At 69.0% G+C, this 16,363-nt stretch carries 14 protein-coding genes and 2 tRNA genes; 9 read left to right on the top strand and 7 right to left on the bottom strand.

Annotated elements, in window-relative coordinates; genetic code table 11:
• Window position 1: 1 nt before the first annotated feature.
• The 3 genes from ACFQVD_RS43710 to ACFQVD_RS43700 all read right to left on the bottom strand — a co-directional run bounded on the left by ACFQVD_RS43710 (window position 2) and on the right by ACFQVD_RS43700 (window position 3,627).
• A complete protein-coding gene (locus ACFQVD_RS43710; RefSeq protein ID WP_030917742.1) occupies window positions 2-646 on the bottom strand; it encodes a ClpP family protease in 645 nt (214 codons plus the stop codon).
• A 510-nt stretch (window positions 647-1,156) separates the two neighbouring features.
• Entirely contained in the window at window positions 1,157-2,551 is a 1,395-nt protein-coding gene (gene tig, locus ACFQVD_RS43705; RefSeq protein ID WP_343983278.1) for a trigger factor, read from the bottom strand.
• Between the two features lie 209 nt (window positions 2,552-2,760).
• A complete protein-coding gene (locus tag ACFQVD_RS43700; RefSeq protein WP_030917746.1) occupies window positions 2,761-3,627 on the bottom strand; it encodes a helix-turn-helix domain-containing protein in 867 nt (288 codons plus the stop codon).
• Window positions 3,628-3,870: 243 nt separating this feature from the next.
• Here ACFQVD_RS43700 and ACFQVD_RS43695 point away from each other — a divergent pair, with 243 nt between their 5' ends.
• Window positions 3,871-4,380, top strand: coding sequence for an ATP-binding protein (locus ACFQVD_RS43695; protein WP_245651726.1), 510 nt, complete (start codon window positions 3,871-3,873; stop codon window positions 4,378-4,380).
• Between the two features lie 137 nt (window positions 4,381-4,517).
• On the opposite strand, the gene ACFQVD_RS43690 is transcribed toward ACFQVD_RS43695, so the two are convergent.
• A tRNA-Pro gene (locus ACFQVD_RS43690) sits at window positions 4,518-4,591 on the bottom strand.
• Between the two features lie 89 nt (window positions 4,592-4,680).
• Here ACFQVD_RS43690 and ACFQVD_RS43685 point away from each other — a divergent pair.
• Window positions 4,681-4,751 (top strand) — tRNA-Gly (locus tag ACFQVD_RS43685).
• 418 nt (window positions 4,752-5,169) lie between these two features.
• On the opposite strand, the gene ACFQVD_RS43680 is transcribed toward ACFQVD_RS43685, so the two are convergent.
• Window positions 5,170-5,634, bottom strand: coding sequence for a hypothetical protein (locus ACFQVD_RS43680; RefSeq protein ID WP_343983287.1), 465 nt, complete (start codon window positions 5,632-5,634; stop codon window positions 5,170-5,172).
• A gap of 411 nt (window positions 5,635-6,045) precedes the next feature.
• Here ACFQVD_RS43680 and ACFQVD_RS43675 point away from each other — a divergent pair, with 411 nt between their 5' ends.
• From ACFQVD_RS43675 to ACFQVD_RS43665, 3 genes are all read left to right on the top strand, one after another.
• Entirely contained in the window at window positions 6,046-7,404 is a 1,359-nt protein-coding gene (locus ACFQVD_RS43675; protein ID WP_343983290.1) for a TrpB-like pyridoxal phosphate-dependent enzyme, read from the top strand.
• A 184-nt stretch (window positions 7,405-7,588) separates the two neighbouring features.
• Window positions 7,589-9,175: a phytoene desaturase family protein gene (locus ACFQVD_RS43670; RefSeq protein WP_343983293.1), complete on the top strand. Its 1,587-nt coding sequence runs from the start codon at window positions 7,589-7,591 to the stop codon at window positions 9,173-9,175.
• Between the two features lie 62 nt (window positions 9,176-9,237).
• Window positions 9,238-10,893, top strand: a complete 1,656-nt coding sequence (locus ACFQVD_RS43665; RefSeq protein WP_343983296.1) for an ATP-binding SpoIIE family protein phosphatase — start codon at window positions 9,238-9,240, stop codon at window positions 10,891-10,893.
• Window positions 10,894-11,082: 189 nt separating this feature from the next.
• Here the strand turns inward: ACFQVD_RS43665 and ACFQVD_RS43660 are convergent, their stop codons facing one another.
• Window positions 11,083-12,627, bottom strand: coding sequence for a choice-of-anchor I family protein (locus ACFQVD_RS43660; protein ID WP_343983299.1), 1,545 nt, complete (start codon window positions 12,625-12,627; stop codon window positions 11,083-11,085).
• A gap of 185 nt (window positions 12,628-12,812) precedes the next feature.
• Here ACFQVD_RS43660 and ACFQVD_RS43655 point away from each other — a divergent pair, with 185 nt between their 5' ends.
• Window positions 12,813-13,397 (top strand): TIGR03086 family metal-binding protein, encoded by a 585-nt coding sequence (locus tag ACFQVD_RS43655; protein ID WP_386368839.1) that lies wholly within the window; start codon window positions 12,813-12,815, stop codon window positions 13,395-13,397.
• 40 nt (window positions 13,398-13,437) lie between these two features.
• On the opposite strand, the gene ACFQVD_RS43650 is transcribed toward ACFQVD_RS43655, so the two are convergent.
• A complete protein-coding gene (locus ACFQVD_RS43650) occupies window positions 13,438-13,515 on the bottom strand; it encodes a 50S ribosomal protein bL37 (protein WP_386274461.1) in 78 nt (25 codons plus the stop codon).
• Between the two features lie 257 nt (window positions 13,516-13,772).
• On the opposite strand from ACFQVD_RS43650, the gene ACFQVD_RS43645 reads away from it, so the two are divergent.
• From ACFQVD_RS43645 to galT, 3 genes are all read left to right on the top strand, one after another.
• Window positions 13,773-14,369, top strand: coding sequence for an HD domain-containing protein (locus tag ACFQVD_RS43645; protein ID WP_343983305.1), 597 nt, complete (start codon window positions 13,773-13,775; stop codon window positions 14,367-14,369).
• Between the two features lie 86 nt (window positions 14,370-14,455).
• A complete protein-coding gene (locus ACFQVD_RS43640) occupies window positions 14,456-15,256 on the top strand; it encodes a DeoR/GlpR family DNA-binding transcription regulator (protein ID WP_343983308.1) in 801 nt (266 codons plus the stop codon).
• Window positions 15,253-16,332 (top strand): galactose-1-phosphate uridylyltransferase, encoded by a 1,080-nt coding sequence (galT, locus tag ACFQVD_RS43635; RefSeq protein WP_343983311.1) that lies wholly within the window; start codon window positions 15,253-15,255, stop codon window positions 16,330-16,332. The genes ACFQVD_RS43640 and galT overlap by 4 nt, the downstream gene beginning before the upstream one ends.
• Window positions 16,333-16,363 lie beyond the last annotated feature (31 nt).

Raw genomic sequence — 16,363 nt, 5'->3', positions numbered from 1 at the left:
TTCAGGAGACGGCGCCCGTGGAGGGCACCTGTCGAGCGCTGCGCACGACCTGGTCGATGAAGCCGTAGTCCTTGGCCTCCTCGGCCGTGAACCAACGGTCACGGTCGGAGTCGGCCTCGATCTGCTCCAGGTTCTGACCGGTGTGGAACGCGATGCGCTCGGCGAGGGTCTTCTTGACATATAGCATCTGCTCAGCCTGGATGGCGATGTCGGCTGCGGTGCCGCCGATGCCACCGGACGGCTGGTGCATCATGATGCGGGCGTGCGGCAGGGCGTAACGCTTGCCCCGCTCGCCGGCGCAGAGCAGGAACTGGCCCATGGAAGCGGCCAGACCCATCGCGACCGTGCACACATTGTTAGGCACGTATTCCATCATGTCGTAGATCGCCATCCCGGCGGTCACGGAACCGCCTGGCGAGTTGATGTAGAGCCAGATGTCGCGCTCTGAGTCGTCCGCGGCGAGCAGCAGCAGCTCGGCGCAGATTCGGTTGGCGATCTCGTCGTTGACCTGGGTGCCCAGCACGATGATGCGCTCACGCAGCAGCCGCTGGTAGAGCTGGTCTTCGAGCCTGAACGAGCCATTCGGCTGGCTCATCGACTCGGGCCCGGAGCCGGTCGGCTGGTAGAAGGTCGGCGGGCTGGTCACAGCGTCACCTTCCGATGCGTCGTAATCGATTGGCTTTGCTTGTGACCTTAACGCGCGCGGCCTACCGGACATGCCCCCTCAACGCGCTGTTCGCTGACGGCGCATGCTGCCCACCTCCTCCTCACCGCGTCTGGAACCTCCCGTCACACGCCTCGGTAAAGGCTCGGAAGCCGGAGCCCGTACGGCGTGTCGGAACTCTCGGGATACCCGCGCGGACGCCGGAAGCAGATCGAAAGGGCTTCCAGGGCAGAGGAGAGGAGGTCGCGGCTCTCAGCGGGCCCAGGAGCCCGCGGGCTCTCCGGAAAGCGGGGAGAACCGGAGGAATCCAGGAGAGCGTCAGGGCAGCGCTCTGCGGCGCGCTCACCCCCGCATCGCCCTCGGCTCGGCCCCGGAGCGGCCGAAGGTCCTGGCCAGGCCCTGGAGAGCGACAGAACGCGGACGCCCCCGTCACGCTGAGCGCGATGGGGGCGTCCGGGGCGCCCGCCGGGCACCCCTCGCTTCTGCCTAGGGCTACTTCGCGGCGTCAGCCTCGGGGGCCTCCGAAGCCTCGGCGGCCTCCTCGGTCTCCTCGGCCTCCGCACCGTTGATCTCGGTGTAGATGGCCTTGAGGTCGACCTCGTTGCCCGCCTCGTCGGTCACCTTCGCGGCATCGCCGATGACGCTCTTGGCCTTGTCACGGACGATCTCGACCATGGCCAGCGTGAGCTGGTCGTTGTCGGCCAGGTGCTGGGCCAGCGTGTTGGGCGCGACGTTCATCTGCATGGCGCGGCGCACCACGAAGTTGGTCAGCTCCTGCTCGCTGACGCCGAGCTCCTCGCTCTTGACGATCTTGTCGAGGACGAAGCCCGTCTTGAGTGCCTTGGCGGCGCTCTCGTCGAACTCGGCGAGGCGCTCCTCCTCGGTGGTCTGGTAGAGGCGGAAGAACGCCTCCTTGCTCAGGCCACTCTCGGCGATCTGGTGCTCAAGGTTGTGCTTGCGGTTGTCGACCTCGGCCTTGAGCGCACTCTCCGGCAGCGGAATGTCGATCTTGCCGAGCAGGGCGTCGAGCGCGTTCTCGCGGGCCTGGACGACCTGCTCGATCAGCTTGTTGCGGCGGGCCTGCTCGCTGATGCTCGCCTTGAGCTCGTCAAGGGTGTCGAACTCGCTGGCGAGCTGGGCGAACTCGTCGTCAAGCTCGGGGAGGACCTTCTCCTTGACGCTCTTGACGGTGATGGTGACCACGGCCTCCTCGCCGGCGTTCTCGCCGCCGACCAGGTTGGTGGTGAACTCCTTGGTGTCACCGGCGGACAGGCCGACCAGAGCGTCGTCCAGGCCCTGCAGCACCGAACCGGCACCGACCTCGTAGGAGACGTCGTTGGCCTGCTGCTCCTCGATGTTGACACCGTCGATCGAGGCGGCCAGGTCCATGACGACGAAGTCGCCGGCGGCAGCGGCGCGCTCGACGCCGGTCAGCGTGGCGAAACGCTGGCGCAGGCCGTCCAGCTGGGTGTCGACGTCGGAGTCGGAGACCTCGGAGACCGGAACGGTCACCTCGAGGCCCTGGTAGTCGGGGACGTCGAACTCGGGGCGGATGTCCACCTCGGCGGTGAACTCGACCTGCTGGCCGTCCTCGATCTTGGTGACCTCGATCTCCGGCTGGCTGACCGGGAAGATCTCACTCTCGTCGACGGCCTGGCCGTACAGCTTGGGCACCGCGTCATTGAGGGTCTCCTCCAGCACCACCGCGCGGCCGAAGCGCTGCTCGATGATGCGGGCCGGAACCTTGCCGGGGCGGAATCCGGGGACGCGCACCTGCTGCGCGACCTTCTTGTACGCCGCCTGCAGGCTCTCCCCGAGCTCCTCGAACGGCACCTCGACGGTAAGCCTTACCCGGGTCGGGCTGAGCTCCTCCACAGCGGTCTTCACGGGGTCGTCTCCTTGATCAAACTTCGAGTGATCGCGGGCGCGCCAAGTCGTAGCGGCTATCGCGGCAAGCTCTCGCGCCGCGCCCACATGAGTGGCACCTGGCACAGCCATCGAGACGTGCGAGATTAGGGCACGCTCCACTGCGGCGGGTGTTCAGCGCCGCAGGCCAGTCTAGAGCAGAGCGACACCATGGAGCGACCAATGGCCGCTCAGTCCTCTTTGATGATCCGCCGCAGGATGTCGTTCGTCTCACCGGGGGTGGTGCTGACCGCGCACAGTCGCTCCATGACCTCGCTGTAGCGGTCGACGTCCTCGCGCTTGTCCAGGTAGAGGGCGCTGGCCAGCTGCTCGACGTAGACCACGTCCGGGAGCTCGCTGTCGTTGAAGCGGAGCACACTGAAGGCACCGCCCTCCGCGCTGTGGCCGCCGAAGCTGAAGGGCATCACCTGGATCGTGATGTTCGGCTGCCGCATGAGGTCGAGCAGGTGCTCCAGCTGTGCCCGCATGACGTCCGCACCACCGATGGGACGTCGCAGCGCGGCCTCGTCGATGACGGCCCAGAAGAACGGGCCGTCGGGCCGCCTGAGCACCTGCTGGCGCTCCATCCGCAGATCGACCCGGCGGGTGATCTCGTCGGGCGCTATGCCGGCGCTCCCCGCGGTGATGACCGCCCTGGCGTACTCCTTCGTCTGCAGCAGGCCCGGCACGAACTGCACCTCGTACGTACGGATCCGGGAGGCTGCCTCCTCCAGGCCGACGTACGTCTGAAACCATGAGGGCAGCAGGTCGTTGAACCGATGCCACCAGCCGGGTTCGTTGGCTCTGAGCAGCAGATCCATGATCGCCGACCGGGCGCGGTCGTCCTCCACCCCGTAGAAGGTGAGTAGATCCGCCACATCGCGCTCTCTCAGGCCAACCCGGCCGAGCTCCATCCTACTGATCTTGGATTCGGATCCGCGGATCAGATGGCCTGCCTCCTCTCGCGAGAGCCCCTTGGCCTCGCGCAGACGACGCAGTTGGGAGCCTAAGAGGATACGCAGAGCTGTGGGACCCGATCCCGGTTGAACCTGCGCCACTTCGCCTCCCTCTCTACTTGGGCCAGCGCACACAGTGTCACTACTTCCGGCCGCTATGACAAGGTCTCAAGTCACTGCCCAATTCGCCAAGTCGCCGCCCCAACCATCCATGCTGCTGCACATTGCAACTGCACGTGCATTTGGGTCTTGCAGCAGACGTTCCGGTGACCCATGATGGCTTAGTGCATATTGGGCTTATGGTGCACAAGCTCTGAAAACTCTCACGTGGTACGGAGACTCACGATGACAGCGGGAGGTACCGGCAGGATGGTGGAGGAGCCAAAATCGGCTGCCGACTACCTGCAGGCGACCCGCGAGGTGAGCTTTGACGAGCTGCTCGAGGCCAACCAGTCCGACGCCACCGCGTGCCCTCTGCCCAGTCAGGCCGACTCGGTGAAGACCGCCCGGGATGTGACACGCTCGACGCTTCGCGACTGGGGGCTGGCGGAACTCAGCGATGACGCAGCGCTAGTGGTTTCGGAACTCGTCACCAACGCGGTCCGTTACGCGCTGTGCCCGCCCGGCCAGCCGGGGATCACCCCGATCACGCTCGTCCTGCTGCGTCTCTCGCCCCACGTGCTCCTGGCCGTGATGGACCCCAGCAACGAGGTTCCGACCCCCAAGGAGCCGGACTTCATCTCGGAGAACGGCCGAGGTCTCTACATCGTGGAGACCTACAGCCAGGGCTGGGGCTGGGACTACCTCAACTGCGGCGGCAAGGCCGTCTGGGCCCTCTTCAGCGCCCACCGCTGACGTTCACCGCGCTCCCGCGCCGCGAGGCGGCCTTCCAGACATCGCGCGCATGCGCCCTGCCTGTCTCGCGTGACCGGGAACTCGCACCCCGTACGACGAGAAACCGGGCATCGGTCGGAACCGATGCCCGGCATGCGTCGGGGTGACAGGATTTGAACCTGCGGCCCCCTGCTCCCAAAGCAGGTGCGCTACCAAACTGCGCCACACCCCGGTAGGTCGAGTACGCGCACGCTCCGGAACTCCGGTACGCTTACGCCCTGACGAACGGATGAAGTCTAGACCAGACTGAAGCCGCTTCGCGCGGACGTAGCTCAATGGTAGAGCCCCAGTCTTCCAAACTGGCTACGCGGGTTCGATTCCCGTCGTCCGCTCAGAATGGCAAAAAGGCCAGGTCAACCGACATATGGTTGACCTGGCCTTTTGGGTTTCACGCACCCGCACCGATCTTCCGTGCCAGCTGTGTGCCACCGACTTTCTTTTTTCTTTTTCCCGCGCCACCGTCAGCGCCCCGCCCGGCGCCGCCGCGATGACTTTGTCCCGGTCTCGACTCGCGCGCCGGTAGACGGGCGCCGCCCGCGCGGAGGCGTGCCCGATGCGGAACAGTGGAAGTGTCCGGAGCGCCAGGCGAACGCCCGTCCGACCCTTTGCAGCGCGCTTGGAAGCGCCCGGAAGGAAGCTCACGGATGTTGCCGAACCTGCGGGGGCCCTGCCGTCAGGCCGCTCTGTCTCTCCGAGTGGTGACCACGAAAAAAGATCAACAGCTGGTGCGGGGAATTCGCCGGGGCGCGGTCAGGTGGCGTCATCCAACTGTTCGGCCAGCCGCTCCAGGCCACCCTTGATGAGCTGCCCGTACTCGTCGTCGCCAAGTGCGCCGATCTCGGCCCGCGCCCGCTGGAGGTGCTCACGGGCGCGGCCGAGATCGCCCAGCTTGCGATAGCACTCGCTCACATTGAGGTGCAACGACGGATACAGGCCGGCCACTGAAAGCGTCACCCCGGCTTGACCCGCCCGCTCATCGGTGACCAGATCGGCGGCGGCAAGCGCCCGCAGGTCCCACATCAGCTCCTGGTGCACGTCGTCCTGCACATCGGCCATCGAGTGGGCGAGGACACAGACATGCAGCGGGTCGCCTTGCTCGCCTCCGATGCTGTCCCAGATCTGCGCGAACAACTCGCGAGCGGCTTCACGCTGACCTCGGTGGTGATGCAACTCCACCCCCTGGCCGATCCAGGTGAGCGTCGGGTCGGTGATCATTAGCGACTCCTTCACAAGCGCTGCAGCCGTACCTGGCCTACTTGCCCGACACAGCTTAACGATCTTCAAGCTTCTGGTCGGCCGGTTCGCCTGGCAATCCCAGACAACCACGCTTCGGCCGGCGGGCCCAGCCGCTAGGTGGCTCCTTCGGAACGCCTCACATCGCGCCGACCCGCTCGCTCAGGTCTGAAAACTCGCCTGGCTTCAACCGAACGCCTCCGGCGGGCGGGGCGCGTGCGTCCGCACAGGGGCCCTCAGGCCGTGCCACTCGCGTGCCGGTCCGGAAACCGGTCGGACCGTCGCGGCCTCGGTGGCGGCGGGTGTCGCGAGGAACCGGGACGCCGCGCGCGAGCTGAACTACGGTGGGTGACGAGAACGGCACTGAGTGGATCCGACACGTGGAGGCACCCGATGACCGAAGCCACCCGAATCCTGCTCGACGAGTCCCGTATCCCCCACAACTGGTACAACATCGTGGCCGACCTCCCGGTCCCGCCACCACCGATCCTGCATCCGGCCACCTCGCGGCCCGTCGAGCCGGACGATCTCATGCCACTGTTCCCGGTGGAGCTGATCGACCAGGAGGCGAGCGCCGAACGGTTCGTCCTGATCCCGGCGAGCGTCCGCGACGTCTACCGGCTCTGGCGGCCCACCCCGCTGATCCGGGCACGCAGGCTCGAACGTGCCCTTGGCACCCCCGCGAGGATCTACTACAAGTACGAGGGCGGCTCCCCCTCCGGCTCGCACAAGCCGAACACCGCCGTCCCGCAGGCCTACTACAACGCGCGCCAGGGGGTCGGGAAACTGGTCACGGAGACCGGGGCTGGCCAGTGGGGCTCGGCACTGGCGTTCGCCTGCGCGCAGTACGGCCTGGAGTGCGAGGTGTGGATGGTCCGCGCCTCGTACGACGGGAAACCCGGCCGCAGGAGCCTGATGCGGGCCTACGGCGCGACCGTGCACCCGAGCCCGTCCCCGCTGACGGCGTACGGCGCCGAGGCACTGGCCCACGATCCCGACTCACCGGGCAGCCTCGGCATCGCGATCAGCGAGGCCGTCGAGACCGCGAGGGCCGAACCTGGCACCCGGTACGCGCTGGGCAGCCTGCTGAACCATGTGCTGCTGCACCAGACGGTGATCGGCGAGGAGGCGATCGAGCAGATGGCCGCGTTCGGCGAGGCCCCCGACATGGTCGTGGGGTGCACCGGAGGCGGCTCCAACTTCGCCGGGCTGGCCTTCCCGTTCCTGCGGGAGAAGCTGGCCGGGCGGATGGCCCCGGTGATCCGGGCGGTCGAACCGGCGGCCTGCCCGTCTCTCACCAGGGGCGTCTACGCCTACGACTTCGGCGACGCCGCGGGGCTGACCCCGTTGCTGAAGATGCACACCCTGGGCCACGGCTTCATCCCCGATCCCATCCACGCGGGCGGGCTGCGCTACCACGGCATGTCCCCGCTGCTGTCGCACCTGTACGAGCTGGGGATGTTCGAGGCGGTGGCCATGGAGCAGAACGACTGCTTCGAGGCGGGGTCGCGCTTCGCCAGGTCCGAGGGGGTCGTCCCCGCTCCAGAGGCGGCCCACGCGCTGGCCGAGGTCGTCGCCGAGGCACTGCGGTGCAGGGAGACGGGCGAGGAGAAGGTCCTGCTGACCGCGGTGTGCGGGCACGGGCACTTCGACCTGGACGGCTACGACCGCTACCTGTCGGGGCGGCTTGAGGATCTCTCGCTGCCGCAGGACCGGATCGACACGGCCCTGGCCGGGCTGCCCTCCCTGTGACCCGGCGCGCACCGGGAACTCAGGGAGCTCCCGGTGCGGCCTACTGTGGCCACTTCGTCGGCTAAGCGCCCCTAAGTCCTAGTCCATGTGGAAATATCTACGAATCTCTGTTAAACACAGGGTTCGCATATAGATCATTCTTTACAATCCTCCATACCAGCAGTCAGAGTGCCCTGGAGGGAACGTGTCGGAGTTCGACGGCGTCATCGTGGGCGGGGGCCACAACGGCCTCACGTGTGCCGCCTACCTCGCGAAGGCGGGGCTGTCGGTCGCGGTCGTCGAGCGCAACGACGTCGTCGGCGGTGGTTGCAGCACCCAGGAGCTCACCCTCCCGGGGTTCCGGCACAACACCCACAGCAGCTACCACTTCCTGGAGGAGGGCCCGGTCCCCGCCGACCTGGAACTCCAGCGGTACGGCCTGAGCTACGTCTATCCCGAGACCCAGCACGCCACGGTCTTCCGGGACGGCCGGGCGATCACCGTCTACACCGACCCCAAACGCACCGCCGACTCCTTCGCCCGGTTCTCCAAGGCCGACGCCGAGCGCTGGCTGGAGCTGTACGAGCGCTACGCCGAGGCGGCCAGAGACCTGATGAACGGGTTTCTGTACTCCAGTCCGTTACCACCCCCCGTGCTCGCCGAGCGGCTCAAGGGCGACCTGGGCCGCGACCTGCTGAGCTACCTGCCGCTCTCGCTGTACGAGGCCGTCGACAGGAACTTCGAGAGCGAGCAGGTCAGGGTCCTGTTCAAGTCCTTCCTGCACGCCATCTCCATCGAGGACGTGCCGGGCACCGGCGGATTCTTCCCCCGGCTGCTGTCGCGCATCGCCCGGCTCGGTGTGCCCGTGGGCGGTGCGGGGAACGTCGCGAGCGCGCTGCGCGCGGTCATCGAGGAGCACGGCGGCACCGTGGTGACCGGCGCCCATGTCGAGCGGATCCTCGTCGGTGACGGGCGGGCCACCGGGGTGGAGCTGGCAGGCGGCGACGTTCTCGCCGCCCGCCGGTTCGTGGCCAGCGCGGTGGACGCCCCGCAGACCGTCCGGCTGGCGGGCCCGGAGAACTTCGGCCCGGAGATCGCGGCCAAGGTCGAGGACTACCGGTGGGCCGGACACAGCCTCGTCACCCTCCACCTGGCACTCGACGAGGCGCCGCGCTACCGGGCCGCCGAGTTCGAGCCCGACGTGGACCGGGCCTTCCTCGTCGTGCTCGGCGCCGACGACAGCGAGCAGCTCGGCCGCACCTTCGACCAGATCCATCGGGGGCAGCTACCCGACCGGCTGGCCGGCAACGGCGCGTGCCCCTCGCTGTTCGACCCCTCGTACGCGCCGGACGGTAAACACGTGGCCTTCTGGTGGCCATGGGCCCCGTACGACCTCGGTGGCGACGCGGCGAACTGGGACCGTCGGCGCGAGGAGGTCGGTGAGCGGCTGCTCGCCGAGTGGGCCGAGTACGCCCCCAACCTCGCGGGAGGCGCCGTCCTCGGCAGGCGGGTCTTCTCACCGCTCGACATCGAGCGGCACTGCGTCAACATGGTGCGCGGCAGCCACCACGTGGGGGCTTACGAACCGTCCCAGCTGGGCGGAAACCGGCCGGTCCCCGAGATGGGCCGGTACCGCACCCCCATCGACGGCCTCTATCTCTGTGGCGCCAGCAGCCACCCCGGCGGCTCGGTCTCCGCGGCCCCCGGATACAACGGCGCCAACGCCATCGCAGAAGATCTCGAACTGGCAACCTGGTGGACGCCGGTTCCCGCACCCCGGTGGAGCGAGTGAAGTCCCGTTTCGTCACCAAAGGCCCAGCGACGCCAGGGTTCAGGATGGGTAGTCCCGCATCCATGCACGAGCAGCTGTCCCTGCTCAACGCGGCCAGCAAACGCATCGGCAGCACACTGGACATGTTCGAGACCGGCAGAGAACTCATGGACGTCGCCGTGCCGCGCTTCGCGGACGCGGCCGGCATCCTGGTACAGGACCGGTTGGTGACCGAGGGGGAGTTCCCCCAGCAGACCACCGACGGTTCGGCGCTGGTACGGCGGATCGCGGTCGGCGTGGCCGATCCCGCCCCGGGCGTGTACGCCACCGCGTTCCCGGTGGACGAGGTCGCCGTCTACGAGTCGTGGACCCCCTACGCCCGGTGCATGGCCACCGGTAACCCGATCCTCTACCCCCGCCTGGGGCGCCGGACCGCCGAGGAGATCGGACGCTTCTGGAAGCGCGACTCGGTGTCGAAGGTGCTGGAGGACAGCTCGTTCCTGGTGGTGCCGCTGAAGGCGCGCGGCCGGGTGCTCGGCTTCGTCATCTTCACCCGCCGTCCCACCAGCCAGCCCTTCGACGAGCAGGACGTCAACCTGGCCGAGGAACTGGCGGCCAGGACCGGGGTGTGCCTCGACAACTCCAGGCTCTACAACCGGGAGCGCCGTACCGCGCTGACCCTGCAGAGCAGCCTGCTGCCCGTCGACCTCTCCCAGCCGCTGGGCCTGACGATCGCCTCCCGCTACCTGCCCGCCAGCGATCTGGTCGGGGTGGGCGGCGACTGGTACGACGTGATCCCGCTGCCCGGCTGCCGGGTCGCCCTCGTCGTCGGCGACGTGATGGGGCACGGCATCAGGGCCGCCGCCACCATGGGCCAGCTCCGCACGGCCGCCCGCACGCTGGCCAGCCTGGACCTGAGCCCGGCCGACGTGCTGTTCCGGCTCAACCTGATGAGCCAGGACCTGGACGCCAGCCAGATCGCCACGTGCGTGTACGCCACCTACGATCCGGTCACGCGGCGGTGCGCGATAGCCTGCGCGGGTCACGTTCCGCCGATTCTGGTGCGGCCGGGCGGCGAGACCGAACTGCTGGAGCTGCCGCCGGGACTGCCCCTGGGCATCGGCAACGAACCCGCCGAGATGCGGGAGTTCACGCTCCCCGACGGCAGCGTGCTCGCCTTCTACACCGACGGCCTGGTGGAGAGCCGCGACCGGGACATCGAGGAGGGCATCAGCGCGCTGCGCGGCCTGCTCTCCGGCCAGGACCAGGACCTGGAGGAGGTCTGCGACCTCACGATCGGCGCCCAGCGGCCGGGGCACGAGCGCGACGACATCGCCCTGCTGCTGGCCAGGGTGTCCGAGCTGACGGACAAGGAGTTCGCCGAGACGTCGCTGCCCGCCGACCGCCGCTCCGCCTCACAGGCCCGCCGCTTCGTCCGGGCCACACTCGGAGGCTGGGGACTCGACTCCCTGTGCGACAACACCGAGCTGATGGTCAGCGAGCTGGTCGCCAACGCTGTCGAACACGGCCAGGGCGAGGTCGAGCTACGTCTGCTGCGCGGGCCCACACTGGTCTGCGAGGTGTCCGACAGCTCCGCGTCCGAGCCGGTGATGCGGGAGGCGTCCACCACCAGCGACACCGGCCGCGGCCTGCACCTCATCAACTGGCTGGCCCACCGCTGGGGCTCCCGTCTCACCCCGAAGGGCAAGATCGTCTGGATCGAGCAGCGGCTGCGCTGATCTCCTCTCCGCCCCGCTTCGGGTGGGTCGCCGCTTCGCCGTGCGGGGCCGGGATCACTCCCGGTCCTGCTCGGGTCCCATGGCCGTTGGGTCAGGCCGGCGACGTCACCGGCCTGTTCCCGCGCCGGTGACGTGCTCGGCGGGGGAACAGGCCGGTCGGTGTGCGGCGTGTCCTCGCGGCCGCGCGGCTCAGCGAACCTCGTAGATCGCGGTGGTACCGCTGATCTCGTTGCCCACCACCAGGAGCGCGTGCCGGGTCGGGCTGTCGGAGGCGGGGATGAACAGCACACCCTCGGGTCCCACGTCCCCGGCGGTGCCGTCCGCGACCGAGCCGGCGAGGTCGCGGGTGTTGACGTATCCGGCCAGGCTCGGCGCCCGGGGGTCGTCGATGTCGTAGGCGACGACCCCGCCGATCCGCTCCAGCCCGGCGAAGGCGTAGGTGCGGCCGCGCACCTCGCCGACCGTGACCCCCTCGGGTTCGGGGCCCTTGTTGTCGCTGCGGCTGTCGAAGGAGTCGTTCGCCTCGTTGTCGGCGTTGAACGCCTCGGGCAGTTCCTTGGCGACGAGCCGCTCCAGCTCGTCGCCGGAGTCCCAGACGAGCTCTCCGGAGGCGGACCTGATCGAGATCGAACGGGCGCCGAACGCGTGCAGCTCGGTGTAGGCGCCGTTCGCGTCCCTGGGCGAGTCGACGGCCACGTTCAGCCGGCCGAGCTCGCCGTCCTTCTTGAGGTTCTCCGCGTCGGGCATCGCGAGGTTCAGCGACTTCACCCTGACCTCGTCGGCGTGGCAGCCCCAGTCACGCCCGTCGCCCTCGTTCGCGGTGACCAGGTAGGTGCGTCCGCGGTCGCGGAAGTGCGCGATCCCGTCGGGCTGGTAGAGGCCCCTCACCGGCCTGGGCCTGATGTCGATCCTCCCGTCCCTGTCCGAGGCGTCGAAACCGCTCTTCGACCAGTCCTTCAGGCCCAGCGGGACGACGTCGCGGACCTCCACCCGCTTCAGGTCGACGATCGCGAGCGCGTTGTTCTCCTGGAGGGTGACGTAGGCGGTGTCACCGTCGACGGTGACGTACTCGGGTTCCAGGTCCTGGGCGGCGGTGGCCCCGGGACCGGTGATCCGCACCCCATCGCCCCGCAGCCGCTCGGCGTCGAACCTCTGGAACCCCGCGGTCCGCACCGTCCAGCGCTTCAGATCGACGACGCTCACCGAGCCCTCGGGGTCGACCTTCTCCCCCTCACAGTAGGAGGACGGCTCGCCCTCGTTGGCCACGACCACCCGGTGCCCGTCGGGGGTGAAGGTCACCATGTCGGGCAGCGCGCCGACGGTCACCTGCCTGAGCCTCTTCCCGCTCCGGGCGTCGAAGAAGGCGACGGTGCCCGGGTCGGTCTTGACCGCGGCCTGCTGGGCGACGGCGACCAGACCGTCGCGTACCGCGACGCTGTTGGCCCCGGGGGTGGCCAGGGTGGCGACCTTGCGAGGCTTGCGCGGGTCGCGGATGTCGAGCACGTCAACGGTGCCGGCCTGCGCGTTCACGACGAACACCCGGCGGGTCTTGGCGTCGTACGCGGTGATCTCCGAGGCACCGGCGGCGACGGTGCCGGTGGCGTGGCGGCCGAGGAAGGTCAGTTCGACGCCTCGGGGGCCGGATTCGGCGGCGGCCGGGGTCCCGGCCGCGGGCAGCAGGATCAGGCCGGTGGCCGCGGCGACGGCCGCTCGGGTGAAGGTCGTGGTGCGCATAGAAGAGATCCTCACGCCATGTCGTGACTCTTCCCTGACGCCGAGATGACCGGGAGATGAAGCGGTCCGGTCGGATGCGCCGCCGGACGTGCCGGTCATGTCCGTTGACGCGATGACTACTGGCGGGCCAGGGGTTACGGTCAAGATGAGGGCCGGGAGAGAACCCGGGAGGGTATCGGGAGGGCATGATGACCATCGACGTACCCGAGGCTTACCGTCGCGCGCTGGACGACTTCGGCGCTCTCGTCCACCGCATCGGCCCCGACCAGTGGGAGAATCCGACACCGTGCGTCGACTGGGACGTGCGCTCCCTCGTCAACCACGTGGTCGGCGAGAACCTGTGGGCTCCCGAGCTGCTGGCCGGACGGACCCACGCGGAGATCGGCGACGTCTTCGAGGGCGACCTGCTCGGCGACGACCCCATCAAGGCGTTCGACACCTCGGCCGTGCCCGCCGTCCAGGCGGCGATCGATCACCGGGTCCTCGACCGCGTCGTCCACCTGCCCTTCGGCGACGTGCCCGGCCGGGAGTACATCACCGAACTGTTCGCCGACGCCCTCATCCACACCTGGGACCTGGCCCGCGCCATCGGTGCCGACGAGCGGCTCGACCCGGAGTTGGTCACCGCCTGCGCCACCTGGTTCGCCGACGCGGGCTTCGGTTACCGGCAGGCCGCCGTCGGGGAGCATCAGGCCGGAGAGCACCGGAAGGTGCCCTCCGAGACCGACGCGCAGGCCCGGCTGCTGGCCTCCTGGGGCCGCCGCGCGTGACCGCCCGTCTCCGTGTGCTCGGCCTCTGTGGTCGGTACGGCTAGCGAGCGGTCGGCCGTTTGCCGTGGTTGGCCTTGTTCTTCTTACGGGCCTTGCCCTTACGTGATCTTCTGGCCATGCCGACCACCCCTTCCCTGAGGTCCTTCCAGGTCCCGCGAGCGCAGGCCTCCGTGGTTCCGGACCCGTACGGGACTCGATGTCACCGGTTCAGACCTTCACGTTCCTCCTGCGACGCCCGGCGCGCAAGGCCCGAACCGCGATCCACCCCGCTCCGGTGAGTGCGTTGCCCCAACCTTGACGATCAGCGCCTCCCGCGGGTGCGTCCGCATCGAACCCGAGGACCCTTCTTTCCGGCCAGGTCCTAGGCTCGCCCTCATGCGCGAGAAGCTGATGGCCCGCTGGCGGTCCCTGGCCGGTCCCGAGGCCGAACCCCTGGGCCGTGAACTGATCACCCGGTACGACGAGCCGCACCGCAGGTATCACACCGTCACCCACCTGGAGGCCGTGCTCACCCACATCGACACCCTGGCCTCTCATGCCGAGCACCCGGACCTGGTACGGCTGGCGGCCTGGTTCCACGACGCCGTCTACGACCCACGGCGCGGCGACAACGAGGAGCGGAGCGCCATCCTGGCCGAGCGCGCGCTGCCGGAGACGGGGCTCTCCCCCGAGGCGGTGGCCACGGTCGCCCGGCTGGTCAGGCTGACCGTCACGCACGCCCCCGCACCGGGCGACGCGGACGGGGCCGTGCTGTCCGACGCGGACCTGGCGATCCTGGGCGCGGTGCCGGAGGTCTACGCCGCCTACGCGGCCGCCGTGCGCGAGGAGTACGCCTTCGTGCCCGACGACGCTTTCAGGTCCGGCAGGGCCGCGGTGCTGCGCTCGCTGCTCGACCTTCCGGCGATCTTCCACATCGCCGATCTGGAGGAGGCGGCACGGGCGAACATCATGGCGGAGCTTGAGCGGCTGTGAGCGGGCGACCACCACAATTCAACAGTATTTCCCGATACTCGCCGTGGTATTTTGGTGGAATCTGGTGAATTAAAGGGAGTGAGTCAATGCTCGCCCAGCAGCGGCAGCAGGCGATCCTGGAGAGGGTGCGGAGCAGGGGCGGGGTCAGGGTCGCCGATCTCGTCCGGGAGCTCGGCGTGTCCGACATGACGATCCGGCGCGACCTTGAGGTGCTCTCCGAGCGCGGGCTGGTGGAGAAGGTCCACGGTGGCGCCACCGCCGCCGGGTCCGGCTCGACCGAGGAACCGGGCTTCGCCGCCAAGTCGGCGCGCCAGCAGGCGGAGAAGGAGACGATCGCCCGGCGGGCCGCCCGGCTCGTCCGGCCCGCCACCGCCATCGCACTCTCCGCGGGAACCACGACCTGGACGCTCGCCCACCATGTGACCGACGTGCCCGAGCTGACCGTGATCACCAACTCGATCCGGATCGCCGACGTCTTCCACCGCTCCCCCAGGGCCGACCGCACGGTCGTGCTCACCGGCGGGGTCCGCACCCCCTCCGACGCGCTGGTCGGCCCGGTCGCGGTCACGGCGATCCGGGGGCTCCACGTCGACACCCTCTTCCTCGGCGTGCACGGGATGAGCGCCAGAGCCGGGTTCACCACACCCAACCTGCTGGAGGCCGAGACCAACCGCGAACTGGTCGCCTCCGCGCACCGCCTGGTGGTGCTCGCCGACCACACCAAGTGGGGCACGGTCGGCATCAGCACGATCGCCGAGCTGGCCCAGGCCCACGTCGTGGTCACCGACTCCGGCCTGACGGGGGAGGCCCGCGAGGAGCTCGCCGCCTCGGTGGGAGAGCTGATCATCACAGAACCGCAGCAGGAGAGCGAGAGCGTCGGCCGATGAAGCGTACGATCACCCACCTGGCCGACGGCCGGGAGCTGTTCTACTTCGACCACCGCGACGACGCCGACCGCGGGGCGGTCGACAGGCGCGACCTGCCGCCCCGCCCCACCGCCTCCGAGCTGCGCTACGACCCGCTGACCGAGGAGTGGATCGCGGTGGCCGGACACCGCCAGGGCCGCACCTTCCTGCCTCCGGCCAGCGAGTGCCCGCTCTGCCCCTCCACCTCCGGCAACCTCACCGAGATCCCCTCCGCCGCCTACGACGTGGCGGTCTTCGAGAACAGGTTCCCCTCGTTCTCCACCCGTCTGGGGGACTATCAGCAGGTCGGCGGGTTGAGTGAGGTCCGCCCCGGGATCGGCCGCTGTGAGGTGGTCTGCTTCACCGCCGAGCACGACTCCTCGTTCGCGATGCTCCCCCCCGAGCAGGTGGAGCTGGTCATGGAGGCCTGGATCGACCGTACGGCGGAGTTGTCGGCGATGCCGGGCGTGGAGCAGGTGTTCTGTTTCGAGAACCGGGGAGCCGAGATCGGCATCACCCTGCTCCACCCGCACGGCCAGATCTACGCGTACCCCTACGTGACCCCGCGCACCAGGCTGACCCTCGGGGCGGCCGGGCGCCACCGGGAGCGGACCGGCGGCAACCTGTTCGCCGACGTGCTCGCCGCGGAGCGGGAGGCCGGGACCCGGGTGGTGGCCTCGAACGAGCACTGGACGGCGTTCGTCCCGGCCGCGGCCCGCTGGCCGGTGGAGGTTCACCTCTACCCCCACCGGCAGGTCCCCGATCTGGTCGGGCTGGAGCCCGCGGAGCGCGCGGCGTTCGGACCGCTCTACACCGACGTGCTCCGCCGCCTCGACGGACTGTTCGGCGTGCCGATGCCCTACATCGCGGCCTGGCACCAGGCGCCGGTCAACACCGGTCGCGACCTGTCGTACGCGCACATGGAGCTGTTCAGCATCCGCCGCGCGCCGAACAAGCTGAAATATCTCGCCGGCTCCGAGTCGGCCATGGGCGCCTTCGTGAACGACGTGCTACCCGAGGAGGCAGCACACCTTCTGCGCTCTGTTGTCACGAACTGATCACCAATTGGTCTCGTCTTGAAGTCGCGTG

The sequence above is a fragment of the Streptosporangium amethystogenes subsp. fukuiense genome (assembly GCF_042665875.1).
GTDB classification, from domain to species: domain Bacteria; phylum Actinomycetota; class Actinomycetes; order Streptosporangiales; family Streptosporangiaceae; genus Streptosporangium; species Streptosporangium fukuiense.
Note: the sequence above shows the minus strand (reverse complement) of the source record. Positions and strands in the feature narration are given on the sequence as shown.